Origin of the sequence: Streptomyces sclerotialus, from assembly GCF_040907265.1 — a bacterium.
Classification (GTDB): Bacteria; Actinomycetota; Actinomycetes; order Streptomycetales; family Streptomycetaceae; genus Streptomyces; species Streptomyces sclerotialus.
In genome coordinates this window covers 6183690-6207992 of record NZ_JBFOHP010000002.1, presented here as the reverse complement: position 1 = coordinate 6207992, position 24303 = coordinate 6183690, and the positions used below count along the sequence as shown (strand labels likewise).

At 72.2% G+C, this 24303-nt stretch carries 21 protein-coding genes; 10 read left to right on the top strand and 11 right to left on the bottom strand.

Features of this window, described 5'->3' with window-relative positions:
• Positions 1 to 12: 12 nt before the first annotated feature.
• The 5 genes from AAC944_RS27430 to AAC944_RS27410 all read right to left on the bottom strand — a co-directional run bounded on the left by AAC944_RS27430 (position 13) and on the right by AAC944_RS27410 (position 7265).
• Complete coding sequence (locus tag AAC944_RS27430) at positions 13 to 1485, bottom strand: aldehyde dehydrogenase family protein (protein WP_030622579.1); 1473 nt, start codon at positions 1483 to 1485, stop codon at positions 13 to 15.
• Entirely contained in the window at positions 1478 to 2617 is a 1140-nt protein-coding gene (locus AAC944_RS27425) for an aromatic ring-hydroxylating oxygenase subunit alpha (protein ID WP_030622581.1), read from the bottom strand. The genes AAC944_RS27430 and AAC944_RS27425 overlap by 8 nt, the downstream gene beginning before the upstream one ends.
• A 36-nt stretch (positions 2618 to 2653) precedes the next feature.
• Positions 2654 to 5110 (bottom strand): GcvT family protein, encoded by a 2457-nt coding sequence (locus AAC944_RS27420; RefSeq protein ID WP_030622584.1) that lies wholly within the window; start codon positions 5108 to 5110, stop codon positions 2654 to 2656.
• Positions 5111 to 5163: 53 nt separating this feature from the next.
• Positions 5164 to 6249 (bottom strand): S-(hydroxymethyl)mycothiol dehydrogenase, encoded by a 1086-nt coding sequence (locus AAC944_RS27415; protein WP_030622586.1) that lies wholly within the window; start codon positions 6247 to 6249, stop codon positions 5164 to 5166.
• A 200-nt stretch (positions 6250 to 6449) separates the two neighbouring features.
• Complete coding sequence (locus AAC944_RS27410) at positions 6450 to 7265, bottom strand: IclR family transcriptional regulator (RefSeq protein WP_030622589.1); 816 nt, start codon at positions 7263 to 7265, stop codon at positions 6450 to 6452.
• A 152-nt stretch (positions 7266 to 7417) separates the two neighbouring features.
• Here AAC944_RS27410 and AAC944_RS27405 point away from each other — a divergent pair, with 152 nt between their 5' ends.
• From AAC944_RS27405 to AAC944_RS27390, 4 genes are all read left to right on the top strand, one after another.
• Positions 7418 to 7738, top strand: a complete 321-nt coding sequence (locus tag AAC944_RS27405; protein WP_030622591.1) for a bifunctional 3-phenylpropionate/cinnamic acid dioxygenase ferredoxin subunit — start codon at positions 7418 to 7420, stop codon at positions 7736 to 7738.
• Positions 7735 to 8901 carry an NAD(P)/FAD-dependent oxidoreductase gene (locus tag AAC944_RS27400; RefSeq protein ID WP_030622593.1) on the top strand — a complete coding sequence of 389 codons (1167 nt, stop codon included), beginning with the start codon at positions 7735 to 7737 and terminating at the stop codon, positions 8899 to 8901. The genes AAC944_RS27405 and AAC944_RS27400 overlap by 4 nt, the downstream gene beginning before the upstream one ends.
• 317 nt (positions 8902 to 9218) lie before the next feature.
• A complete protein-coding gene (gene asnB, locus AAC944_RS27395) occupies positions 9219 to 11060 on the top strand; it encodes an asparagine synthase (glutamine-hydrolyzing) (RefSeq protein ID WP_030622596.1) in 1842 nt (613 codons plus the stop codon).
• Between the two features lie 45 nt (positions 11061 to 11105).
• Entirely contained in the window at positions 11106 to 11561 is a 456-nt protein-coding gene (locus tag AAC944_RS27390; protein ID WP_368396466.1) for a MarR family winged helix-turn-helix transcriptional regulator, read from the top strand.
• 75 nt (positions 11562 to 11636) lie between these two features.
• On the opposite strand, the gene AAC944_RS27385 is transcribed toward AAC944_RS27390, so the two are convergent.
• On the bottom strand, positions 11637 to 12236 hold the full coding sequence (locus AAC944_RS27385; RefSeq protein ID WP_196943291.1) for a transglycosylase SLT domain-containing protein: 600 nt from the start codon (positions 12234 to 12236) through the stop codon (positions 11637 to 11639).
• Between the two features lie 346 nt (positions 12237 to 12582).
• Here AAC944_RS27385 and hemC point away from each other — a divergent pair, with 346 nt between their 5' ends.
• On the top strand, positions 12583 to 13518 hold the full coding sequence (gene hemC, locus AAC944_RS27380; RefSeq protein WP_030622603.1) for a hydroxymethylbilane synthase: 936 nt from the start codon (positions 12583 to 12585) through the stop codon (positions 13516 to 13518).
• Positions 13519 to 13559: 41 nt separating this feature from the next.
• On the opposite strand, the gene AAC944_RS27375 is transcribed toward hemC, so the two are convergent.
• The gene (locus AAC944_RS27375) at positions 13560 to 14258 is read right to left on the bottom strand and encodes an ANTAR domain-containing protein (RefSeq protein WP_078888905.1); all 699 of its coding nucleotides are present in this window, start codon (positions 14256 to 14258) and stop codon (positions 13560 to 13562) included.
• A 109-nt stretch (positions 14259 to 14367) separates the two neighbouring features.
• Positions 14368 to 15030, bottom strand: coding sequence for a response regulator transcription factor (locus AAC944_RS27370; protein ID WP_030622608.1), 663 nt, complete (start codon positions 15028 to 15030; stop codon positions 14368 to 14370).
• A gap of 188 nt (positions 15031 to 15218) precedes the next feature.
• Here AAC944_RS27370 and AAC944_RS27365 point away from each other — a divergent pair, with 188 nt between their 5' ends.
• From AAC944_RS27365 to AAC944_RS27355, 3 genes are read left to right on the top strand one after another with little or no spacing between them, the layout of a single operon-like run.
• Positions 15219 to 15521, top strand: coding sequence for a circadian clock KaiB family protein (locus tag AAC944_RS27365; protein ID WP_030622610.1), 303 nt, complete (start codon positions 15219 to 15221; stop codon positions 15519 to 15521).
• On the top strand, positions 15518 to 17059 hold the full coding sequence (gene kaiC, locus AAC944_RS27360; RefSeq protein WP_051872303.1) for a circadian clock protein KaiC: 1542 nt from the start codon (positions 15518 to 15520) through the stop codon (positions 17057 to 17059). The genes AAC944_RS27365 and kaiC overlap by 4 nt, the downstream gene beginning before the upstream one ends.
• Entirely contained in the window at positions 17052 to 18116 is a 1065-nt protein-coding gene (locus tag AAC944_RS27355) for a PAS domain-containing sensor histidine kinase (protein ID WP_030622615.1), read from the top strand. The genes kaiC and AAC944_RS27355 overlap by 8 nt, the downstream gene beginning before the upstream one ends.
• Here the strand turns inward: AAC944_RS27355 and hutG are convergent.
• Positions 18107 to 19189 (bottom strand): formimidoylglutamase, encoded by a 1083-nt coding sequence (gene hutG / locus AAC944_RS27350; protein WP_368396465.1) that lies wholly within the window; start codon positions 19187 to 19189, stop codon positions 18107 to 18109. The genes AAC944_RS27355 and hutG overlap by 10 nt on opposite strands.
• A gap of 162 nt (positions 19190 to 19351) precedes the next feature.
• On the opposite strand from hutG, the gene hutC reads away from it, so the two are divergent.
• A complete protein-coding gene (gene hutC, locus AAC944_RS27345) occupies positions 19352 to 20107 on the top strand; it encodes a histidine utilization transcriptional repressor HutC (protein WP_030622619.1) in 756 nt (251 codons plus the stop codon).
• Positions 20108 to 20138: 31 nt separating this feature from the next.
• On the opposite strand, the gene AAC944_RS27340 is transcribed toward hutC, so the two are convergent.
• On the bottom strand, positions 20139 to 20954 hold the full coding sequence (locus tag AAC944_RS27340) for an IclR family transcriptional regulator (RefSeq protein WP_030622623.1): 816 nt from the start codon (positions 20952 to 20954) through the stop codon (positions 20139 to 20141).
• A 185-nt stretch (positions 20955 to 21139) separates the two neighbouring features.
• Between AAC944_RS27340 and AAC944_RS27335 the strand changes: the two genes are divergently transcribed.
• Positions 21140 to 22555, top strand: a complete 1416-nt coding sequence (locus AAC944_RS27335) for an amino acid permease (protein WP_030622625.1) — start codon at positions 21140 to 21142, stop codon at positions 22553 to 22555.
• A 67-nt stretch (positions 22556 to 22622) separates the two neighbouring features.
• Here AAC944_RS27335 and hutU read toward each other — a convergent pair whose 3' ends face one another.
• Positions 22623 to 24287, bottom strand: coding sequence for a urocanate hydratase (gene hutU, locus AAC944_RS27330; protein WP_368396464.1), 1665 nt, complete (start codon positions 24285 to 24287; stop codon positions 22623 to 22625).
• Positions 24288 to 24303 lie beyond the last annotated feature (16 nt).

The window sequence follows — 24303 nt, the reverse complement described above, 5'->3', positions numbered from 1 at the left end:
GGGCGTTCCTCCTCAGTCGAACCAGTACTGCGCCTTCGGTGCGGTGTTGCGCCAGACGTGCTTGGTCTCGCGGTACTCGGCGAGCCCGCTGGGGCCCAGTTCGCGCCCGGTGCCGGACTGCTTGAAGCCGCCCCACTCCGCCTGCGGCAGGTAGGGGTGGTAGTCGTTGATCCAGACGGTGCCGAGCCGCAGCCGGGCGGCGACCCGGCCGGCGCGTACGGGGTCGGTGGTCCACACGGCGCCCGCCAGTCCGTAGACGGTGTCGTCGGCGAGCCGTACCGCCTCGTCCTCGCCGGTGAAGCGTTCGACGGTGAGGACCGGGCCGAAGGACTCCTCGCGCACCACGGACATGCCGGAGGTGCACTCGTCCAGGACGGTCGGCAGGTAGTAGTGGCCGTCCGCGAGGGCTGGGTCGTCCGGGCGCGCGCCGCCGCAGCGCAGGACGGCGCCCTCGGCGAGCCCGGCGGCGACGTACGCCTCGACCTTGTCGCGGTGCGCCGCGGAGATCAGCGGTCCGGTGCGGGCGTCCGGGTCGAAGGGGCCGCCGAGCCGGATGCCGCGGGCCCGGCGTACCACCTCGTCGACGAAGCGGTCGTGCAGGGCGTCCTCGACCAGCAGCCGGGCGCCGGCCGAGCAGACCTGCCCGGAGTGCAGGAAGACGGCGGTCAGGGCGTGGTCGACGGCGGTGTCGAAGTCGGCGTCGGCGAAGACGATGTTGGGGTTCTTGCCACCGAGTTCCAGGGCGACGCGCTTGACGGTGGCGGAGGCGGCGGCCATGATCCGCCGCCCGGTGGCCAGGCCGCCGGTGAAGGAGACCAGGTCCACGTCGGGGTGGTCGGTGAGCGGCGCGCCCGCCTCCGGTCCGCTGCCGAGGACGAGGTTGGCGACGCCGTCGGGCAGCCCGGACTCGGCGAGCAGCCGCATCAGGTGGATCGCGGTGTGCGGGGTGAGCTCGCTGGGCTTGAGGACGAAGGTGTTGCCCGCGGCGAGGGCCGGGGCGACCTTCCAGGCGGTCTGCAGCAGCGGGTAGTTCCACGGGGTGATCAGCGCGCAGACACCCACCGGCTCCTGGACGACGCGGCTCTCGACCGTGGCGCTGCCCGCGTCGACGGTCCGGCCGCCGTCGCCCTCCTCGGTGACCAGCTTGCCGAAGTAGCGGAAGCAGGCAGCGATGTCGTCGATGTCGAACTCGCTCTCCACCAGGCGTTTCCCGGTGTCCAGCGATTCGGCGCGGGCCAGGGCCGGCTTGTCCCGCTCCAGGAGGGAGGCGACCCGCAGCAGCTTGGCGCCGCGCTGGGCGGCGGTGGTGTGCGGCCAGGGCCCGGTGTCGAAGGCGCGCCGGGCGGCGGCCACGGCCGCCCGGGCGTCCTCGGCGCCGCCCTCGTCGACCACCGCGACGAGGGCCTGGTCGGCGGGGCAGCGGATCTCGCGGGTGCGCCCGCCGGCCGCCGCCTGCCACCGCCCGTCGATGAACAGGTCAGGCACGCTTGTCCTCCAGCTGCTCGGTGACCCACTGGTGGAAGGCGCCGATGTGGTGCTCGCTGGGCACGAGGACGCCGCCGTCCCGGTACGCACGCGAGTCCATGGCCGGCTGGGTCCGCTCGCACGCCTCGAAGTCCTGCTGGTTGACGCGGTGGAACAGCTCGACGGAGGGGGAGACGTCGGCGCCGGACCCGACCACCTCGGGGAGGTAGAGCCAGTCGCACTCGACGACGGTGCGGTCGGCGGCCATCGGGAACATCCGGTGGAGGATCACGTGGTCGGGCACGAGGTTGACGAAGACCTGCGGCCGTACCGTGATCGCGTAGTACCGGCGGTCCTGGTCCTCGGCGATCTCCGGGAGCCGCCCGAAGCCGCCCTTGCCGTCGACCGTGAAGCCCTCCGCCTCGGGGGCGAACTCCGCACCGTGCCCGACGTAGTACTGGGCGGCGAACCCGTCGGCGAACTCCGGCAGCACGTCGGTCAGTTCGGGGTGGATCGTGGCGCAGTGGTAGCACTCCATGAAGTTCTCGATGATGAGCTTCCAGTTGGCCGCCACGTCGTAGGTGATGCGCTTGCCCAGGGCCAGGCCCTCGGTGCGGTACCGCTCGATGGAGGCGGCGTCGCCGAGCCGCTCGACGGCCGCGCCGATCACGGTGTCCTCGAAGGAGGGCGGCGCGTCGGCCAGGCAGACCCAGGCGTAGCCGAGCCATTCGCGCAAGGGGACGGTGACCAGGCCGCGTTCGGTGCGGTCGAGGTCCGGCATCGACGTCAGATTGGGCGCGGCGACGAGCTTGCCGTCGAAGTCGTAGGTCCAGGCGTGGTAAGGGCATTGGAGGTTACGGCGGGCCTGGCCCGACTCCTCGGTGCATAGGCGGGCGCCGCGGTGCCGGCAGATGTTCAGGAAGGCGCGGAGTTCGCCGCGGCGGTTGCGGGTGATCAGTACGTTCTCCCGGCCGACCTGCACGGTGCGGAAGGCACCGGGCTTGTCCAGGTCGGCGCTGCGCACCGCGCAGAACCACAGGCGCTCGAAGATCTTCTCCTGCTCCTGCCGGAACGTCTCCGGGTCGGTGTAGGCGGTGCCGGGCAGGGTGGTGAGCAGCGAAGACGTGGGCGCGAGTTCGGGTGTGGTCGTCATGTGTACGGTCTCCTCAAGCGGGCTCGGGGTGGTCCCCTACTTGCGGATGCGGGTCATGCGCGGGTCGAACAGCGGCTCCTCGGCGACGGTCGCGGGAACCTTGTCGCCGAAGTACTCCACGTGCACGGCGGTGCCGGGGACGGCGGCCGCGGCCGGCAGCCAGGCGTACGCGACACAGCGGCCGACGGTGTAGCCGTAGGAGGCGGAGGTGACGTAACCGGCGGGCGCACCGTCCACATACACCGGTTCCTTGCCGAGGACGACGGCGGCGGGGTCGTCGAGGGTGAGGCAGGTGAGCCGGCGGCGGGCGGTCTCCGCGCTGCGGCCCTCCAGTGCGGCGCGCCCGATGAAGTCGCCCTTGGCGGGGCGGACGGCGAAGCCGACGCCCGCTTCGTAGGGGTCGTGTTCGGTGGTCATGTCGTGGCCCCAGGCGCGGTAGCCCTTCTCCAGCCGGAGGCTGTTGAAGGCGGACCGCCCGGCGGCGATCACGCCGTGCTCCTGCCCTGCCTCCCACAGCGTGTCCCACAGGCGCAGGCCCAGGTCGGCGGTGGTGTAGAGCTCCCAGCCCAGCTCGCCGACGTAGGACAGCCGCATGGCGGTGACGGGTACGTGGCCGAGGTAGGTCCGCTTGGCCTTGAAGTAGCCGAAGCGCTCGTGGGAGAAGTCGTCGCGGGTGAGCGGCTGGACGAGGTCGCGGGCGAGCGGGCCCCAGACGCCGATGCAGCAGGTGCCGGAGGTGATGTCCTGGATGTGGACTCCCTCGGGTGCGTGCCGCAGCAGCCAGTCCAGGTCGGAGCCGCTGTTGGCGCCGATCTGGAAGCGGTCGGGCGCGAGCCGGGCCACCGTGAGGTCGGAGCGGATACCGCCCGTCTCGTCCAGCAGCAGGGTGTACGTCACCGCGCCGGGCTTCTTGTCCAGCTGGTTGGTGGTCATGCGCTGGAGGAAGGCGAGCGCACCGGGGCCGGTGACCTCCAGCCGGCGCAGTGGCGTCATGTCGTACAGCGCGACCTTCTCGCGCGTGGCTTTCGCCTCGGCCGCGGCGATCGGCGACCAGTAGCGCGCGGCCCAGGCGTCGCGCTCCGGCAGGTCCAGGCCCTCGGCGAGCGGGGCGTTGGCCTCGTACCAGTGCGGGCGCTCCCAGCCGCCGCCCTCCAGGAAGTACGCGCCCAGCTCCTGCTGGCGGGCGTGGAAGGGGCTGACCCGCAGCGGGCGGGGCTGCGCCATGGGCTGGAGGGGGTGGATGACGTCGTAGACCTCGACGAAGTTCTGGGCGCCGCGGTCCTCGATGTACGCGGGTGAGCGCTGGGCTTCCTCGAAGCGGTACAGGTCGCACTCGTGGACGTCGGTGGACGGGCGGCCGTCGGTCATCCACTCGGCGACGGCCTTGGCCACGCCCGCGGAGTGGGTGACCCAGACCGCCTCGGCGAGCCAGAATCCGCGCAGGTCGCGGGATTCGCCGAGGACGGGCATGCCGTCGGGGGTGAAGGAGAAGACGCCGTTGAAGCCCTCCTCGACGCGGGACTCCCCCAGCGCGGGGAGCAGGCCGACGCTGTCCTGCCAGCTCGGCGCGAAGTCCTCCTCGGTGAAGGGCAGCGAGGACGGCATGACCGGCGCGTCGTCGAAGGCGGGCACGGTGAAGGGGTCCACGGGCATCGGGCGGTGCGCGTAGGAGCCGATGCCGATGCGGTCGGTGTGTTCGCGGTAGTACAGGTCGCGGTCCTGGAAGCGCAGGATCGGCTTGCTCGCCTCGGTCACCGGGTCGTTGACGCCTTCGAGCTCGGGCAGCGGCGCGGTCCTGGCGTACTGGTGGGCGAGCGGCAGCAGCGGCACGTCCACGCCGGCCATCTTCCCGATCACCGGGCCCCAGAAGCCGGCCGCGGAGACGACGTGGTCGGCGGGGAAGGTGCCGCGGTCGGTGACGACGCCGGTGACCCGGCCGTCCGCGCGCTCGATGCCGGTGACGGTGTGCCGCTCCAGGAAGCGGGCCCCGCGCGCTTCCGCGCGGGCGATCTGGGCGCGGCAGGCGAGGACGGCACGGGCCAGGCCGTCCTCGGGGGTGTAGAGCCCGCCGAGGACCTTGTCCTCGTCGAGCATCGGCCAGTACTTCTTGCACTCGGCCGGGGTGATCAGTTCGGCCCGTACGCCCCAGGAGGCGGCGAGCCCGGCCTTGCGGTGCAGGTCGGCCCAGCGCTCGGGGGTGGTGGCGAGCTCCAGCCCGCCCAGCGGGTTGAAGCAGGGCAGCCCGTCGACCTCGAGGGAGGTGAACTTCTCGACGGTGTACGCGGCGAACTCGGTCATGGTCTTGGAGGGCCCGGTCCGGAAGACCAGCCCGGGGGCGTGTGAGGTGGAGCCGCCGGGGGCCGGCAGCGGGCCCTGTTCGAGGACGGTGACGTCGCGCCAGCCGCGTGCGGTGAGTTCGTCGGCGAGCGAGCAGCCGACGATGCCGGCGCCGATCACGACCACGCGGGCCTGGGTGGCGGGTGTGCGGGACATGCCCCTCCTTCGGGTCGGGCAGGACGTACGGACCGGTCGCGGGCGGTCGGCCCTCAGAGGACGACCACGGAGCGCAGGACGCGGCCGTCGCGCATCGTGTCGAAGGCGGCCTCCACCTCGTCCAGCGAGATCCGCTCGGTGACGAACCCTTCGAGGTCGAGCCGGCCGCTGAGGTAGCGGTCGATGAGCACGGGGAAGTCCCGGCTGGGCAGGCAGTCGCCGTACCAGGACGACTTCAGGGCGCCGCCGCGCGAGAACACCTCGATCAGCGGCAGGTCGAGACGCATGTCCGGCTCGGGCACCCCCACCAGGACCAGCGTCCCGGCCAGGTCGCGCATCTCGAAGGCCTGGCGGTAGGTCTCGGGCCGCCCGACGGCGTCGATGACGACGTCGGCGCCGTGGCCGCCGGTGAGCTGGCGGACCGCCTCGACCGGGTCGGTGCCGCGGGAGTTGACGGTGTGGGTGGCGCCGAAGCGGATCGCGCCGTCCAGTTTGCGGTCGTCGATGTCGACGGCGATGACTCTGCGGGCGCCCGCGATCGAGGCCCCGGCGACCGCCGCGTTGCCCACTCCCCCGCAGCCGATGACGGCGACGGTGTCACCGCTGCCGACGCCGCCGGTGTGCACGGCGGCGCCGTACCCGGCCATCACACCGCAGCCGATCAGCCCGGCGGCCTCCGGACGCGCCGCCGCGTCGACCTTGACCGCCTGCCCGGCCGCGACCAGCGTCTTCTCGGCGAACGCGCCGATGCCCAGGGCGGGGTTGAGCGGCGTCCCGTCGAGCAGGGTCATCGGCTGGGCCGCGTTGCGGGAGTCGAAGCAGTACCAGGGGCGGCCGCGGCGACAGGAGCGGCAGGCACCGCAGGGCGCGCGCCAGGCGAGGACCACGTAGTCACCGGGGACGAGGTCGGTGACGCCGGGCCCCACCTCCTCGACCACCCCGGCCGCCTCGTGTCCGAGCAGGAAGGGGAAGCCGTCGTCGACGGCGCCTTCCCGGTAGTGCAGATCCGTGTGGCAGACCCCGCAGGCCTGGACGGAGACGAGTGCTTCCCCCGGGCCGGGGTCCGGTACCAGAATCGGCTGCACCTCGACCGGTGCACCCTTTTTCGTCGCGACCACAGCACGGACTTCGTGTGGCATGCCCCTACCCCTCAGTGTTGCGCACTGCACGACTCGTTGCGCGATGGGAGACATACTGGGAACGCCCCACGGCGCCGTCAAGGGGTACGAGTTAACCCTTGGTAAAAGGGCCGGTACGGTCGGCGCACACGAAAGCGGGGCCGGTGGACACCGGCCCCGCAACGTCCCTGCGTACGGTCGAACCGCCTACCCGGCGGCGCTCAACTCCCGTACCCCATCCGGCGGGAGAGTTCCTGGGCCGCCTCGACCGTGCGCTTGGCGACCTCCGGGATACGCTCGGGCTCCAGCCGGTAGGCGGGCGCCGAGACGCTGATCGCGCCGATGACCTGGCCGTCGTGCGCGCGCACGGGTGCCGCGACCGCGTGCAGCCCCAGCTCCAGTTCCTCGATCGCCACGGCGAAACCGTTACGCACCACCTCGGCCAGCTGGGCACGCAGCTCGGCGACGGAGGTGATGGTCCGCTCGGTCAGCCGCGGCAGCTTACGGGCGAGCGCCGCGTCCTGCACCGGGCCCGGCTGGAACGCCAGCAGCGCCTTGCCGCTGGAGGTGGCGTGCAGCGGGGTACGGCGGCCGAGCCAGTTCTGCGCGGTGACCGAGGCCGGGCCGCGGGCCTGCATGATGTTGACCGCGGCGCCGTTGTCGAGGACCGCGATGTTGGCCGTCTCGCCCAGCTCCTCGGCGAGCTGCCGGCACATCGGCGCGCCCTCCTGCGAGATGTCCAGGCGCACCGCGGCGGCACCGGCCAGCCGCAGCACCCCGGCGCCGAGGTAGTACTTGCCGCGCTCCTGCTCCTGGGAGACCAGGCCGCGGTTCTCCAGCACGCCGAGCAGCCGGAAGGCCGTCGACTTGTGGACGCCGAGCTCGTCGGCGACCTCGGTCACCCCCGCCTCGCCGTGCCGGGCGAGGATCTCCAGCACGGTGACCGCGCGGTCCACCGACTGCACCGAACTCCCCGCCCCGCGGGCCGATTTCTCCGCTGAGCTGGCCTCCGGAGTGCCCTTCGCCTTGTCCGTCATCCGATCTCACCACCTGGCGCGACCCGATGCGGGCCGGCATCTGAAGGGAGGCGCTTGACGCGCAAGCTCCCGGCTTGGATTCTGTTGCGCAGAGCGCTTCGCCGTGCGCATCGCGGAACTCAACTATACCGAACAGTAATGAGGGGTGCCCCGTGATTCCCGTCTGCCACCTCACCGACCTGCCCGCAGGCGAGTCCGTACGCATCGACACCGCACCTCCGATCGCCGTCTTCAACGCCGACGGCGAGATCTACGCCATCGACGACACCTGCACCCACCAGGACGCCTCCCTCGCCGACGGCTGGCTGGAGGGCTGCCTGGTCGAATGCCCGCTGCACGCCGCGTCCTTCGACCTGCGCACCGGCATGCCGACCTGCCTGCCCGCCCGGCGGGCCGTCCGCACCCACCCCGTCACCGTGGAGGACGGCATGATCTACGTCCACCACGCCGCCGAGGAAGGCACCGCCGCATGAGGACGGTCACCGTCGTCGGAGCTTCGCTGGCCGGACTGTACGCCGCGCGGGCGCTCCGCTCCCAGGGGTTCCAGGGCCGCCTCGTGATCGTAGGGGACGAGCACCACCGCCCGTACGACCGGCCGCCGCTGTCCAAGGACTTCCTGAAGGGCGAGACCGGGCAGGAGCAGCTGGCCCTCGCGGACGCCGAGGAAATCGCCGAGCTGGACGCCGAGTGGGTGCTGGGGACCCGTGCCGCCGGGCTCGACGACGAAGGCCGGACGGTACGGCTGGCAGGCGGCCGGGCCCTCGCCACGGACGGGGTGGTCATCGCCACCGGCGCCACCCCGCGCCGGCTGCCCGGACCCGAACTGTCCGGGGTGCACACCCTGCGCACCCTCGACGACGCGCAGGCGCTCCGCGCCGACCTGGCCGGCGGCCCTGGCCGGGTCGTGGTGATCGGCGGCGGGTTCATCGGCGCCGAGGTCGCCTCCTCCTGTGCCGCGCTCGGCCATGACGTCACGGTCGTCGAGGCCGCGCCGCTCCCGCTGCTGCCGCAGCTCGGCGAGGAGATGGCCGGCGTCTGCGCCGCTCTGCACGGTGATCACGGGGTGGCGCTGGTCACCGGTACGGGCGTGGCCGCACTGCGGGGCGAGCCGGGCGGCCGGGTCACCGGGGTCGAGCTGGCCGACGGGCGGCTGCTGCCCGCCGACACGGTCGTGGTCGGCATCGGCGTCCGCCCGAACACCGACTGGCTCGCCGGGTCGGGCATCGCCGTGGCCGACGGGGTGGTCTGCGACGCCGGATGCGTGACCGCGCTCCCCCACGTCGTCGCGGTCGGCGACGTGGCCCGGGCCGGCGGCTCCCGTACCGAGCACTGGACCAGCGCGACCGAACAGGCCGCCGTCGCCGTGCACAACCTGCTCGCGGGCGCCACCCTCATGGCGCACCGCGCGGTCCCGTACTTCTGGTCCGACCAGTACGGCGTGCGGATCCAGTTCGCCGGGCGGCGGCTGCCCACCGACACCGTGCGGATCGTGGAGGGCTCCCCCGAGGACCGCAGCTTCCTGGCCGCCTACGAGCGCGACGGGCGCACCACCGCCGTCCTCGCGCTGAACCGGCCGCGCCCGTTCATGAAGCAGCGCCGCGAGCTGATGCGTGCGGCCCAGCCGGTCGCGAGCTGAGCCTCCGCCCCACCGGGGCAGGACGGACGAGGGCGGGGTGCCACGGGGCACCCCGCCCTCGTCGTCACGGTGCGCGACATGGCACGCCCATGACCACCCAAAGGCCTCTCGTATACCGGCACTTGGCGTCCCCTATACCTCCCGCCCGATCGGCCAGGTCCGGCCCGCCGGGCCCTGTTGACGGATGACATCCGCACGTCACATGCTCGATACATAGGTGCTCGATACACATGACCCTGGGTGTCCGGCCGGTGACCCCTGCCGGTTTCCGGCCGCCCCCCGACGCACCGGCCCAGGGTCGGATTCGGAGGAGCAGCATGTGCGGAATCGCCGGATGGGTCGCCTACCAGCGTGACCTGCGGACCGAACAGGCCACCGTCGACGCGATGACCGAGACCATGTCCTGCCGGGGCCCGGACGACGCCGGTACCTGGGTCCAGGGCCCGGCGGCCCTCGGCCACCGCCGGCTCGCCATCATCGACCTGCCGGGCGGCCGCCAGCCGATGAGCGTCGACACCCCCGACGGCCCGGTCGCGATGGTCTACTCAGGAGAGGCGTACAACTTCTCCGAGCTGCGCAAGGAGCTGGCCTCGCGCGGCCACCGCTTCGTCACCGACTCCGACACCGAGGTCGTGCTCCACGGCTACCTGGAGTGGGGCGAGGCCGTCGCCGAACGCCTCAACGGCATGTACGCCTTCGCCATCTGGGACAGCCGCGAGCAGAAGCTCGTGATGATCCGCGACCGGATGGGCATCAAGCCCTTCTACTACCACCCCACCGACGACGGCGTGCTCTTCGGCTCCGAGCCCAAGGCCATCCTCGCCAACCCCCAGGTCACCCCCACCGTGACGCTGGACGGGCTGCGCGAGCTGTTCGCCTTCGTCAAGACGCCCGGCCACGCCGTGTACGAGGGCATGCGCGAGGTCGAGCCCGGCACCGTCGTCACGCTGACCCGCAACGGCCTGCGCACCCGCGTGTACTGGCAGCTGGAGACCCGGGAGCACACCGACGACCAGGAGACCTCGATCGCGCACGTGCGCACGCTGCTGGACGACATCGTGCGCCGCCAGCTCGTCGCCGACGTACCGCGCTGCACCCTGCTCTCCGGCGGCCTGGACTCCTCCGCGATGACCGCGCTGGCCGCGCAGCAGCTGGCCGCCGAGGACAAGACGGTCCGCAGCTTCGCCGTCGACTTCGTCGGCCAGACCGAGAACTTCACCCCGGACGCGCTGCGCGACACCCCGGACACCCCCTTCGTGCACGACGTGGCACGTGCCTCGAGGACCGAGCACCAGGACATCGTCCTGAACTCGGACCAGCTCGCCGACCCCGAGGTGCGCTCCAAGATGATCCGGGCCCGGGACATGCCGATGGGCCTGGGCGACATGGACGCCTCGCTGTACCTGCTGTTCAAGGCCATCCGCGAGCACTCGACGGTGGCCCTGTCCGGCGAGTCGGCGGACGAGGTCTTCGGCGGGTACAAGCAGTTCTTCGACCCCAAGGCGCGCGAGGCGGACACCTTCCCCTGGCTCGTGCAGTTCGCCGAGCACTTCGGTGACGACGGCAACATCCTCACCGACCACGTCACCAAGGCCATGGACCTGGGCAGCTACATCCAGGACAGCTACGACACGGCCGTCAAGGACGTCCGGCGGCTCGACGGCGAGAGCGACTTCGAGTACCGCATGCGCAAGATCTGCTACCTGCACCTCACCCGCTTCGTCCGGGTCCTGCTGGACCGCAAGGACCGGGCGAGCATGGCCGTCGGCCTGGAGGTCCGGGTGCCGTTCTGCGACCACCGGCTCGTGGAGTACGTCTACAACACCCCGTGGAGCCTGAAGTCGTTCGACGGCCGGGAGAAGAGCCTGCTGCGCGAGGCCACCGCCGACGTCCTGCCGAAGTCGGTGTACGACCGGGTGAAGAGCCCGTACCCCTCCACGCAGGACCCGAAGTACGCCGTCGCGCTCCAGGGGCACCTCAAGGACCTGCTCGCCAAGCCCTCGCATCCCGTGTTCGACCTGGTCAGCCGGGACTGGCTGCAGCGCGCCGTCGAGGTCGACGTCCCGCAGATCACCCAGGCCTCCCGGCGCGGCCTCGAACGCACCCTGGACCTGGCCCTCTGGATGGACATGTACTCCCCGGCCATTACACTCTCTTGACCTGATCGAGGCAGTTCGATGGACGAGAGATAGGCGGACGGTGGCGTGGCGGTCGGCGAGGAGACAGCGCTGAGCGCGGTCGGCGAGGAAGCCGCCCTGGAGCTGGTCGTGACCCTGCACCGGCTGCTGCGCAGCCTGGGCAGGGCCGTCCCTGACCGCCGCATCCCGCCCACCCAGCTCATCGTCCTCGCCCTGCTGACCCAGCTCGGCCCCTCCCGCATCGGCGTACTGGCCGACCGGATCCCGTGCTCGCAGCCGACGGCCACCGCCGCGGTGGCGAGCCTGGAGTCGGCCGGGCTGGTACGCCGGGAGCCGGACCCGACCGACGGGCGCGCGGCACGCGTGGTCGTCACCGAGGAGGGGGTCCGGGCGCTGAACGACGTGGCGCACAGTGAGGCCGAGGCGCTCGCCGGGCGTCTCGGCACGCTGCCTCCGGAGGACGTGCGGCGCGTCCTCGAAGCGGGCACGCTGCTGCGGCGGCTCACGGAGCCGGGCGACTGATCCTGCCGCCGCACCGTCTTTTCCGGCCGCACCGTATTTTGGGCCGGTCCGTCTTTTTCCGGCCGGTCTTGCGGCCTAATAGCCCTGCGGCGGGCTGCCCGCATCGGCCTGCTGTACGCGGGAGATGTCGCCGTACTGGGCCTTGATGTAATTCACCGCCGCCGCGCAGTTCGCCACCGGGTCGTTGATGTCCCATGCGGTACCGGGCTGATGGTGCGTCCGGAATGTCGGCCAGGTCGTCTGGAAAAGTCCCCGGGAAGGCTCGCCGGCCGCCGCGTTGGCGTCCCATCCGTTGAAGGCGCTGGGGTTGAAGCCGGATTCCCTGCGGGCGATCGTCCACAATCCCCCGTACCAGTGTCCCGGTGATCCGGTGACCCGCAGACAGGCCCGGATCCAGCCGGCCGGCCCTGCCGCCGTCAGCTGCCGCCTGGCCGCTTCGCGCCGCTCGGCGCGCAATTCGGCGCGCCGCCGTTCGAGCGCCGCCGATCTGGCCTCCGAGCTGGCCCGGGAGGCCCGCGCCGCGGCCTCGTACCGCTGCTCCGTCAGCCCTGCCGCGACGAAGGTGGCGACCTGCCCCTCCAGCGCCGCCGGGGAGACCCGGGCCTTCCGGCAGGGCGTGGCGGGCGCCCGACGGCCCGCCCGTGCGGTGTCCTGCCGGGTTTTCCCGGCGTGCACCGCGGCTTCTTCCGTTCGCGTCCCGGCCTCACCGGGGCGCATATCCCCCATTCCCTCGAAGGCGATCGCGGCAGGCATTATCAGTGCGAGGACAGATGAAAGGGCGGTGGTCGCAGTCCTGGCCATGTGCATGGGAGATCATCGCCTTCCCGTCGAGCCGCCGGCTCTCTTGAGAGGCGTCCTATCAGCCGGCAGAAAGACCCGCCGAGAAGGAGGGCCGGGTCGGGCGGGTCCGAGCGGAATGACGATATCTTCGAAGTTTCGCGTGACGAGTGCGGGCGCACGGGCCGGACGGGGCGGGCGGTACCGCACGTGCGGAGTGGTCCGGCGGGTCTATCGTGGCCCCATGTCCGCCCCTGAGCTGATCCGTATCGTCTCCCGCTCCTCCCCCATGGCCCTGGCCCAGGTCGAGCGCGTCCGTGCCGAACTGGCCGCGCTGCACCCGGGTGTGGCCACCGAGGTCGTCCCGGTCACGACCACCGGTGACCGCTGGATGGGTGATCTCTCACAGGTGGAGGGCAAGGGCGCGTTCACCAAGGAGGTCGACGCCGCCCTTCTTTCGGGCGAGGCCGACGTCGCGGTGCACTGCGTCAAGGACATCCCGGCCGACCGGCCGCTGCCCGCCGGTACGACGTTCGCCGCTTTCCTGGAGCGGGACGACGTGCGGGACGCCCTCGTCCACCCCGGCGGGCTCACCCTCGACCAGCTGCCCGCCGGCACCCGCATCGGCACCTCCTCCGTACGCCGCCGGGCGCAGCTCGCCGCCTCGCACCCGCATCTGGAGACGGTCCCGATGCGCGGCAACGCCAACCGGCGGATGGAGAAACTGCACGCCGGGGAGGCCGACGCGCTGCTCCTCGCGGTCTCCGGGCTGCACCGCATCGGGCGCCCCGACGTCATCACCGAAGTCCTGTCCGTCGAGACGATGTGCCCGCCGATCGGCGCCGGCGTGCTCGCCCTGCAGTGCCGCGAGGACGACACCACGACCGTCGACGCCGTCTCCGGGCTCGGCCACCCGGACACCTACCGCGAGACCCAAGCCGAACGCATGTTCCTGCACGTCCTCCAGGGGCACTGCAACTCCCCGATCGCCGGGTACGCCAGGGCCGAGCGCGGCGGCGACCTGTCGCTGCGGGCCTGCGTGTTCACCCCCGACGGCAAGACCGTCCTCAACGCGCACGAGTGGGCGGGCCGGCTGGACCCGGCCACCCTCGGCACGTCCGTCGCCGTCGCCCTCCTCCGCCAGGGCGCCCGGGAACTGATCGACGGCATCCCGCACTGAGGCGGGTCCCGCACTGAGGCGGGAGCGCCGTCCCGCCCGTGTCAGGGCCGCAGTCCCTCGGTCACCACCGCCTCGGCCGTGCCGCGCAGCTTGATGCCGCGGTTGCGGGCGTACCGGCGCATGCATTCGAACGCCTCGGCGGGTGAGATCCGGCGCTCGGCAGCGAGCATGCCCTTGGCCTGTTCGATGACGACGCGGCTCTCCAGCGCGTGCTCCAGCTGGCTCACCGTGGTGCGGTGCCGGTTCAGCTCCTCGGCCTGGGCGAGGTAGGTGACGGCCATGTCGGTCAGCACGCGTACGGCGTCGAGGTCCTCAGGGGGCCAGGGCCGCTGTGCGGTGTGGTAGAGGTCCAGCGTGCCCAGTGGGTGTCCGTCCATGTGCAGCGGGACACTGGCGGTCGCGGCCAGGCCGAGACCGAGGGCCCGCTCGCCGTAACCGGGCCAGCGCATGACGTCCCGTTCCAGGTCGGTGCTGATGACCGGCCGTACGGTGCGCAGCGCTTCGCTGCACGGCCCGGGCTGCTCCACCTGCACCGCGGCCAGCTCGGCGGCCATCCGGTCCAGTGCGGCGACGGGCCGCAGCCGGCCGTCGCGGACGAGGGAGACACCGGTGCTGCGCACCGCGAGCGCCGCGGCGGACCGCCCGGCCAGGTTCTGGAGCGCGACGCCGACGGGAGGCCGGGTCGCGAGGAGGGCCGCGAACCGCGACACCTCACCCAAGAATCGTTGATGGTCAGCCATCGGCTCGGCTCCCTCTCCCCCCCCGGCTCACGCGTGCCGTATGCCTGCGTCCGACGGTAGACGCAGGACCGGCAGGTGAGGAGCCCGCAAACGGTCCGACCGTGCCCCCTCAAATGGGGTGGTTCTCCGGGTCGGCGGGCAGTAGTCCGGTCCGGGTCGCCGCGACGACCGCCTCCAGTTGACTGTGCGCGCCCAGTTTCATCAGGACCTTCTTCACGTGTCCGCGGGCCGTGTGCCGGCTGATGACCAGGCGCTCCGCGATCGCCTGTGGCCCCAGGCCGTCCCCCAGCAGCCGCAGTACCTGGAGCTCACGGGCCGTCAGGCGGACGGGGGGCACCGGCCCGCGCGTCTCCCGGCCGCCGCCTGCCGGGCCGAGCAGCGCGACGAGGGCGGTGCCCTCGACGAGCAGCGGCCCGCCGGCCGGGGCGCGCAGCGCGGCCAGGATGTCGGGGAGCCGGCTGTCCTTGGACAGGAAGCCGGCGGCGCCGGCCGCGGTGGCGGCCGCCAGCACCGCGGGGTCGGGGTCGGCGGTGAGGATCAGCACCCTGGCCTCCGGGTGGGCCGCCTTGAGCGCGGCGGTGCCTTCGATGCCGTTGATGCCGGGCAGGTGAACATCCATCAGGACGGTGTCGGCCCCCGCGGCGGCGAGCGGCAGCGCGGCCTCGACCGTGCCGACCGCGCCCACGCACTCCAGGTCCGGCTGGGAGCCGATGGCCAGTTCCAGGGCGTCCGCGAGCGCCCGCTGGTCCTCGACCACCAATACCTTGATCATCGTGGCCACCCCGTCCTTCCGGCTGTCGCGTGAGGGGCCTGGTCCCCCCTCTCGTCACGCGCGGCTTCACGAGTGCCCGCCCCGCCGGACCGGACGCACGCGAGGACCGGCTTCCGCTCTGGCAGCGGGACGGCGCACGGAGGACAGTAGGGCACGACGGGCGGCGGGGGATCGGGAGGACGTCCCATATGACCACGTACTCGTTCACTCTCTATGTCGCCGGACGGACGCCGCGCTCCGAGGAGGCGGTGTCGAATCTGCGGCGCTTGTGCGACGGGCTACTGCACGGAGCGTACGAATTGCAGATCGTCGATGCCGTCGAACGTCCGGAACTGGCCGAGGAGGGACGCGTCCTGGCCACACCGACGGTGATCCGGCTGGCCCCGCCGCCGAAGCGGCGGGTGATCGGCGACCTGTCCGACCACCGCCGCGCCGCCGCTGCCCTGGGCCTGCCCGGCCCGCACGAATTCTTGACAGAGGTGCAGCCATGACGACCGGCAGGGAATCTCTCCGACGTGTCCCCACGGCCATCAACGGATTCGACCATGTCGCACTGGGCGGCTTGCCCGCGGGCCGGAGCACCCTGGTCACCGGCACGGCCGGCAGCGGGAAGACGCTGTTCGCGCTGGAGTTCCTGGCGCGCGGGCTCCAGTTCCACGACGAACCGGCGGTCTTCGTCTCCTTCGAGGAGCCGTCGGCGGACATCCGCCGCAACGCCGCCTCGCTCGGGTTCCCCCTCACGGAGTGGGAGGCGGCGGGGAAGTGGGTGTTCGTCGACGCGTCCGCCGTGAGCGACGACGAGGTGCTGACCGTGGGCGCCTTCGACTTCGGGGCGCTGGCTGCGCGGATCAGTCACGCGGTGCGCGCGGCCGGCGCCAAGCGGGTGGCGCTGGACTCGCTCGGTGCGGTGTTCATGCGCTTTCCCGACCCGGGGACCGTCCGGCACGAACTGTTCCGCATCGCCGTCCTGCTGGAGGCGCTCGGCGTGACCTCCGTGATCACTGCCGAGCGGGAGTCGGAGTACGGCGGCATCTCCCGGCATGCCGTGGAGGAGTTCGTCCTCCACAACGTCATCGTCCTGCGCAACACGCTGTACCAGGAGCGGCGGCGCCGGACCGTCGAGATCGTCAAGCTCCGTGGCTGCCCGCACCGCACCGGCGAATGGCTGTTCACCATCGATCCGCAGGACGGCATCGTCGTCATCCCCCTGGCGTTCCTCGCCCCGCACGAGGGCCCGGTGATCCACGACCGGATCTCCCTGGGCGTCCCCGAGCTGGACTCGATGTGCGGCGGCGGGGTCTACCGCGACGCGGTCGTCCTCCTCACCGGGCCGACGGGGGTGGGCAAGACGCTGGCCGCCCTGCGGTTCGCGGTGGCCGCTACCGAGGTCGGCGAACGCTGTCTGCTGTACACCTTCGACGAGACGCGGCAGCAGCTGGTCCGCAACGCCTCGGGATGGGGGCTGGACCTGCCGGCGCTGGAGGCCTCGGGGCTGCTGCGGGCGGTGTCCGAGTATCCGGAGACCTCTTCGCTGGAGGACCACTTCATCCTGCTCCGCCGGTCGGTCGAGGAGTTCCGCCCCACCCGCCTGGTCATCGACAACCTCTCCGCGCTGGAGCGCATCACCACCGCGCGGGCGCTGCTGGACTTCGTGATCGCGCTGGGAGGTGTGCTGCGGCCGCGCCGGATCACCACCTTGCTCACCACGCTGCCCGCCGACCGCGTCCCCTGGCAGACGGCGTCCATCAGCACCCAGATCGTCAGCCTCACCGACACCACGATCCTGCTGCGCTACGTGGAGTCGCCGGGCCGGACGAAGCGGGCCGTCGCGGTCCTCCAGACCCGTGGCTCGCCCCACGACCACCACGTACGCGAAGTGACCATCGACGCCGCCGGCATGCACATCGGCGCGCCGCTGGTCGGGGTCTCCTCCGTACTGGCCGGGTACGGCGCCCCGCTGGTCGCCGCCGACACGGCTGGCCGGAGCGACAGCTCCCCGCCCGCACCGCCGGCGGACGCCGATGGCTGACAGCGGCCGCCCCGGTGCCGATGACGACCACCTCCATCAGGTGGTCGTCGCGGTGGCGGCGGACGGCATCCTCGCGGTCGACGAGGACGGCCGGGTGGTGCTCTGCAACCCGGCGGCCGAGGAGCTGTTCCGCCGCCCGGCCGACCGGCTGGTCGGCTCCGACTTCGGCTTCCCGCTCGTCACCGGAGAGACGACCATCGACCTGATGCTGCCGGAAGGCGGTACCCGGGTGGTGGAGATGCGGGTCACCACCGCGCTCCTGGAGGACCGCAAGCTCTACGTCGCGGCGCTGCGCGACATCACCCGCAGGCGGCAGACCGAACGTGCGCTGAAGGCGGCGCTGGAGCGGCAGAACGTCATCGTGGCGGTGGCGGCGCACCAGCTGCACAACCCGCTGGCCACGATCGCCGTCCTCGTCGACCTGCTCCGCGACACCCGGGCCGTGCTCCCGGACAAGAAGCGGGACGAGGCGGTGGAACGGATCGCCGAGCGCACCGCCCACCTCCAGAACCTGGTGCGCAAGCTGCTCACCGCCGCGCGGCTCGATGCCGCCGGGCCGCACGCGGCGCCCGAGAGGATTCCCGTGCTGCCGTTCCTGGTCGAACGCCTGGGTGACATCGTCGAGCGGGCCGACGAGGTGCGGCTGACGTGCCCGGCCGACCTGGTCGCGCAGGTGGACCGGGCCGCCTTCGCGGAGATGCTCGCCAACATCCTGGAGAACGCCTTCGCCTACGGCCGGCCGCCGATCGAGGTCCGGGCGGCGGCCAAGGACCGTCAGTGGCTGAGGGTGTCGGTGCGCGACCACGGTGACGGGGTACCGGAGGATTTCGTACCGCACCTGTTCAAGCGGTTCAGCCGGGCACCGGGCACCGAGCGGCAGAGCGAGGGCACGGGGCTCGGCCTGTGGGTGGTACGCAGCCTGGCCCGGGCGAACCGCGGCGACGCCTGGTACGAACCGGTTCCGGGCGGCGGTGCGTGTTTCCGGCTGCGGCTCCCCCGGGCACCGGCCGGCGACGGGAGCCGCGGTGCGGACCCGGCCGGCGGTCCTCACGCCTGACGGACGCCGGCGGCTCCGGTCAGGACGCGGTGGACCAGGCGGGCGCCGGTGCGGGCCGTGCGGTGGTCGGTGTCCAGGTCCGGGTTGAGCTCGGCGACGTCGCAGACGGCCAGCTGCCCGCTCGTGGCGACCTTGGCGCAGACGTGTTCCACCACCTCCAGCGGGACCCCGTACGCGGCGGGGGCGCTGACGCCCGGTGCCACGGCCGCGGGCAGGACGTCCAGGTCGATGCTGAGGTGCACCAGGTCGCAGCTCGCGAGGAAGTCGTCCACGAAGGCGTCGACGCGGTGCATGCTCAGCAGGCCGCAGCCGGTGTCGGGGAGGTAGCGCACGCCGAGCCGGTCGGCGGTGCGGTACAGCCGCTCGGTGTTGCTCGGCGCGCTCACCCCGAGCACCCAGTAGTTCAGCTCCCGGCCCCTGGCCTCCTCGTCCGCCGCCATCTGCAGGAACGGCGTGCCGGAGCTGGGCCGGACGTCGTCGCGCAGGTCGAAGTGGGCGTCGAGGTTGAGCACGCCGAGGCGGGCGCCGTCGCGCAGCGCACGGCTGCCCGCCAGTCCGAGGTAGCTGCCGTACGCGAGCTCGTGGCCGCCGCCCAGCACGGCCACCGGGCGGCCGCGGTCGAGGAGGGCGGCGACGGCGCGGCCCAGGCGGCGCTGCCCGGCCTCCAGGTCGCCGTCGCGTACCTCGACGTCCCCGGCGTCGAGCGCGCGCAGCGGCGTCTGCAGCGCCATCGGGGCGAGCGCGCGGCGCAGCGCTCCGGGGCCGTCGGCCGCGCCCGGCCGACCCTTGTTGCGGCGTACGCCCTCGTCGCTGCGGAAGCCCACGAAGGCGGCGTCCCGGTCGCCGGCCGCGCTCCGGTGCCGGTCCCCGGCCTGGCCGGTGGCCGGGTACGGCGTCACCGCGTGGTGCCAGCGCAGGTGCTCGGTGCCGGGGCCGTCGTCGCGGCCGGTCCACGGTTCGGCGGCGGCGTCCACCGCCGGCTCCGGGTGCGTGCCCGGGTCGGGTCCGGTGCCGGGGCCCCGGCCCGGGTCCGGGTCGATGGCGCGGGCGGCCTGCTGCACGGTGCTCGTCACGGTTCCTCAGCTCCTCGGTGTTCCGCCGCCATCACACCCGCGTACCGGCCGGCGGACCAGTACGGGCGGCCCGGTTCCTCGGATCCGAGACCCACTAGGATTCCGGTGCCCGCGTCACCCGCGAGGAGCGTGTGACCACGAGTGCGAGGGACGGTGAACGGCTTGGCCGGTGAGGTGGCCGACCTCGCGCGGCGGTACCACGAGCAGGCGTCCCGTTCCGTGCCCGCGTACCAGCGCGTGAAGGACCTCGTGACCGAGCAGATCATGAGCGGGCGGTGGCGGGAGGGGGACGCGCTCCCGTCGGAGAGCCAGTTCGTCGCGTCGCTGGGGCTGTCCCGGATGACGGTGAACCGCGCGCTGCGGGAGCTGGCCGCCCAGGGCCTGATCCGCCGGGTGATGGGCGTGGGCAGCTTCGTGGCGCTGCACAAGGGCAGTTCGGCGCTGGTGGAGGTGCACAACATCGCCGACGAGGTGCGCCATCGCGGGCACCGGTACCGCGCCGAGGTGCTGTACGTACGCGCGGAGACCGCCGACGCGGAGGTCGGCGCGCAGTTCGGGCCGGGCGCCGGGCGCCGGGTCTTCCGGTCCCGGGTGGTGCACTTCGAGGACGACGTGGCGATCCAGCTGGAGGACCGGTACGTCCATCCGGACTTCGCGCCCGGCTATCTGGAACAGGACTTCACCCGGCGTACCCCCTTCACGTTCCTGTCTGAGGTGGCGCCGCTGGGCAAGGGCGAGCACGTGGTGGAGGCGGTGCTGCCGTCGGCGGAGGAGTGCGCGGTCCTCGGCGTGCCCGAGTCCGAGCCGTGCCTGCTGATCCACCGCCGCACCTGGTCGGGCGACGCGCTGGTGAGCATCGCGCGGCTGCTGCACCCGGGCTCCCGCTACCGGCTCCAGGGCACCTTCGACAACCGCTGAGCCCGTTCTGCGGGCCGTCCTACGGGGCGTCCTACGGGGCGGGCGCGCGTCCCGAGACCGCGTGCGTCAGCCGGGCCGCGCCCTTGCGCAGCAGGTCGCGTACGTACGCCTCGTCGCGCGGCCGGTGGTGGCGGTACCAGGTGCTGCTGAGGGCCGCGACGGGCCGCCCGTGGTGGTCGAACGCCGCCACCCCGACCGACCGGAAGCCCGCCGAGATCAGCTCGGTCTCCTCCGACCAGCCGCGCGCCCGGTCCCTGGCCAGCAGGTCGCGCAGTTCGCCCAGCGACCGGGGGCCCTTGCCGGTACGGGTGATGAGATCGCCGGGGCGCGGGAAGAGCGCCTTGAGCTGGGCCTCGCCGACGTGGGCGAGGAGCGCCCGGCCGCTGGCCGTGAGGTGCGCCGGGAGCCGGACGCCGACCTCGGTGACCAGCGGGACCGCGGCGGCGCCCGGCCGTCCCTCCGCGGGCTGCTCCTTGAGCAGGTACACGGTCTCCGCGCCGTGCAGCACCCCGAGGTGGACCGGCTGGGCGAGGCGGGTCGCGAGGGTGCGCAGGATCGGGCGGGCCAGCCGTTCGAGCGGTTCGTGCCGGAGGTAGGCGGAGCCGATCTCGAAGGCGGCGACGCCCAGCCCGTAGGCCTGCTCGTGCGGGAGGTAGGTGACGAAGCCGCGCCCGGCCAGCACGGTGAGGATGTGGTACGCCGACGAGCGCGGGATGCCGAGGTCGCGGGCGAGCGTCGCGACGCGTACGGGGCCGGAGCGGCCGGCGAGGTGGGTGAGGATGTCCAGCGCGCGGCCGACGGCCGGCGAGGTGCTGGAGGCGGCTGCCGCCGTACCGGGCTCCCTCATCGCCGCGCCCCCTGCCCCGCGGCCCCGCCCACTCCCCGGATCGACTCTTGACGGTCCTGTCTATACAGGCATATACATGCGGCGCCTGTGGTCAAGTGAGACGCGACGACAGCCGCTCCCGCCAGGCAACGGCCCATGTCGCACGCCAGGGACGGGCGTGCTGTTCCCGAAGGAGAGGGCATCTTGTGAGCACCGAAAAAACGACCTTGCAGCGAGGGCTGAGGTCCCGGCACATCCGATTCATCGCCCTCGGGTCGGCCATCGGCACCGGGCTCTTCTACGGCTCCTCGGAAGCCATCCAGGCCGGCGGCCCCGCGGTGCTGCTGGCCTACCTGATCGGCGGCGGGGCCGTCTTCCTCGTCCTGCGCTCCCTCGGCGAGATGGCGGTGAACCACCCCACCGCCGGCTCCTTCGGCGAGTACGCGACCCGGCACCTGGGGCGGCTGGCGGGCTTCACGACCGGCTGGACCTTCGCCTTCGAAATGGTCATCGTCTGTATCGCCGACATCACCGCGCTCGGCGTCTACATGGGATTCTGGTTCCCCGACGTACCGCGCTGGATCTGGCTGCTCGCCGCGATCGGCGTCATCGGCATTCTGAACCTCTTCCCCGTGAAGGTCTTCGGCGAGCTGGAATTCTGGCTCTCGCTCGTGAAGATCGTGGCCATCTGCGCGATGATCGTGGCCGGTCTCGCCCTTCTCGTCCTGGGCATCGGCGGCGGTGGGACGCATGTCGGAGTGTCCAACCTCTGGGACAACGGCGGATTCTTCGCGCACGGCGTCCAGGGATTCGTCCTGTCCTTCGCGGTCGTGATGTTCGCCTTCGGCGGCACCGAGATCATCGGCGTCACGGCGGGCGAGGCCGAGAATCCGGAGAAGACGATCCCCAGCGCGGTGAATTCCATCCCGCTGCGCATCGTGCTGTTCTACGTACTGACCCTCGCCGTCATCATGTCGCTGAACCCGTGGCAGGAGATCGGCTCGGACGCCAGCCCGTTCGTGCAGATCTTCGCCGGGCTCGGCATCAAGTCCGCCGCCGCCGTCCTGAACGTCGTCGTGGTGGCCGCCGCGCTCTCCGCCATCAACAGCGACATCTTCGCCGCGGGCCGCGTCATGTACGGCATGGCCGAGCGCCGCCAGGCCCCGTCGGTCATGCGCCGGCTCTCGCGCAACGGCGTGCCGACCCTGACCGTCGGCATCATGATCGGTTCGCTGCTGCTCGGCGTGGTGCTGAACTACCTGATACCCGACCGCGTCTTCCTCATCATCTCCTCGATAGCCACCTTCGCCACCGTCTGGGTATGGCTGATGATTCTGGCCACGCAGTACGCGGCACGCCGGAAGATGTCCCGGGAGGAAGTGGCCGGACTCGCCTACAAGGTCCCGTTCTGGCCGTACGGGCAGATCGTCGCCATGGTGTTCATGGCAGCCGTGCTGGTGCTGCTCGCCTTTTCCGCGAGCACCCGAATCGCGCTGATCGTCGGGGCCGTGTGGCTGGCTCTGCTGTCGGTGGTTCATTTCCTCTGGGTCCGTCCTCGTTCCGCCGCACCGGCCGCCGCGGAGAACGCGCCAGCCGAGGCCCGGGAGAACGCCGGGGCCTGACGGGCCCCGGACGTGAAGGGAAAGGCCGCCGACGTCATCGGCGGCGGCCTTTCCCGACGGGGAACGGTTACGCGGAGGGAGCCTCGCGCATCGGGATACGCACGCCCCGCTCGTCGGCAACCGTGTCGGCGATGTCGTATCCGGCGTCGACGTGCCGGATGACCCCCATACCGGGGTCGTTCGTCAGCACCCGGCGGATCTTCTCGCCCGCGAGCTTGGTGCCGTCGGCGACGGACACCTGACCCGCATGGATCGACCGCCCCATGCCGACCCCGCCACCGTGGTGCAACGACACCCAGGACGCACCGGAGGCGACGTTGACCATGGCGTTGAGGAGGGGCCAGTCCGCGATGGCGTCGGAGCCGTCGAGCATGGCCTCGGTCTCCCGGTAGGGCGAGGCCACCGAACCGCAGTCCAGATGGTCCCGGCCGATGGCCAGCGGCGCCCGCAGCTCACCGGACGCCACCATCTCGTTGAACCGCTCACCGGCCTTGTCCCGCTCCCCGTACCCCAGCCAGCAGATCCGCGCCGGCAGCCCCTGGAAGTGCACCCGCTCCCCGGCCATCTTGATCCACCGGGCCAGCGACTCGTTCTCCGGGAACAACTCCAGGATCGCCTTGTCCGTGGCGGCGATGTCCTTCGGATCACCCGACAGCGCCGCCCACCGGAAGGGCCCCTTACCCTCACAGAACAACGGCCGGATATAGGCCGGCACGAAACCGGGGAAGGCAAACGCGCGGTCGTACCCGGCGAGCTGCGCCTCGCCCCGGATGGAGTTGCCGTAGTCGAAGACCTCCGCCCCCGCGTCCATGAAGCCCACCATCGCCTCCACGTGCCGGGCCATGGACTCCCGGGCACGGATGGTGAACCCGGCCGGATCCTTCGCCGCCGCCTCCGCCATGTCCTCGAACGCCACGCCCACCGGCAGGTAGGACAGCGGATCGTGCGCGGAGGTCTGGTCGGTGACGATGTCGATCGGCGCGCCCTCGGCCAGCATCCGCGGCAGCAGCTCCGCCGCATTGCCCAGCAGCCCGATCGACAGCGGCTTGCGCGCATCGCGGGCCTCGGTGGCCAGCTGCAGCGCCTGCGCCAGATCGTCGGCCTTCACATCCAGGTACCGGTGCTCGATCCGCCGCTCGATCGCCCGCGGATCGCAGTCGATACAGATCGCCACGCCGTCGTTCATCGTCACCGCCAGCGGCTGGGCACCGCCCATCCCGCCCAGCCCCGCCGTCAGCGTGATCGTGCCCGCCAGGGTGCCGCCGAACTTCTTCGCCGCCACCGCCGCGAACGTCTCGTACGTGCCCTGCAGAATGCCCTGGGTACCGATGTAGATCCACGAACCGGCCGTCATCTGCCCGTACATCGTCAGCCCCAGCTGCTCCAGCCGCCGGAACTCCTCCCAGTTCGCCCAGTCCCCCACCAGGTTGGAGTTGGCGATCAGCACCCGCGGCGCCCACTCATGGGTCTGCATCACACCCACCGGACGGCCCGACTGCACCAGCATCGTCTCGTCCTGCTTCAGCGACCGCAGCGTACGCACCATCGCATCGAACGAGCGCCAGTCCCGCGCCGCCTTACCGGTCCCGCCGTAGACCACCAGCTTGTCCGGATGCTCGGCCACCTCCGGATCCAGATTGTTCTGCAGCATCCGCAGGGCGGCCTCCTGCTGCCAGCCGAGAGCGGAGAGGTCGGTGCCGCGGGCGGCACGGACGGGGCGGGGACCTGTCATGGTGTTGTCCTTTCGG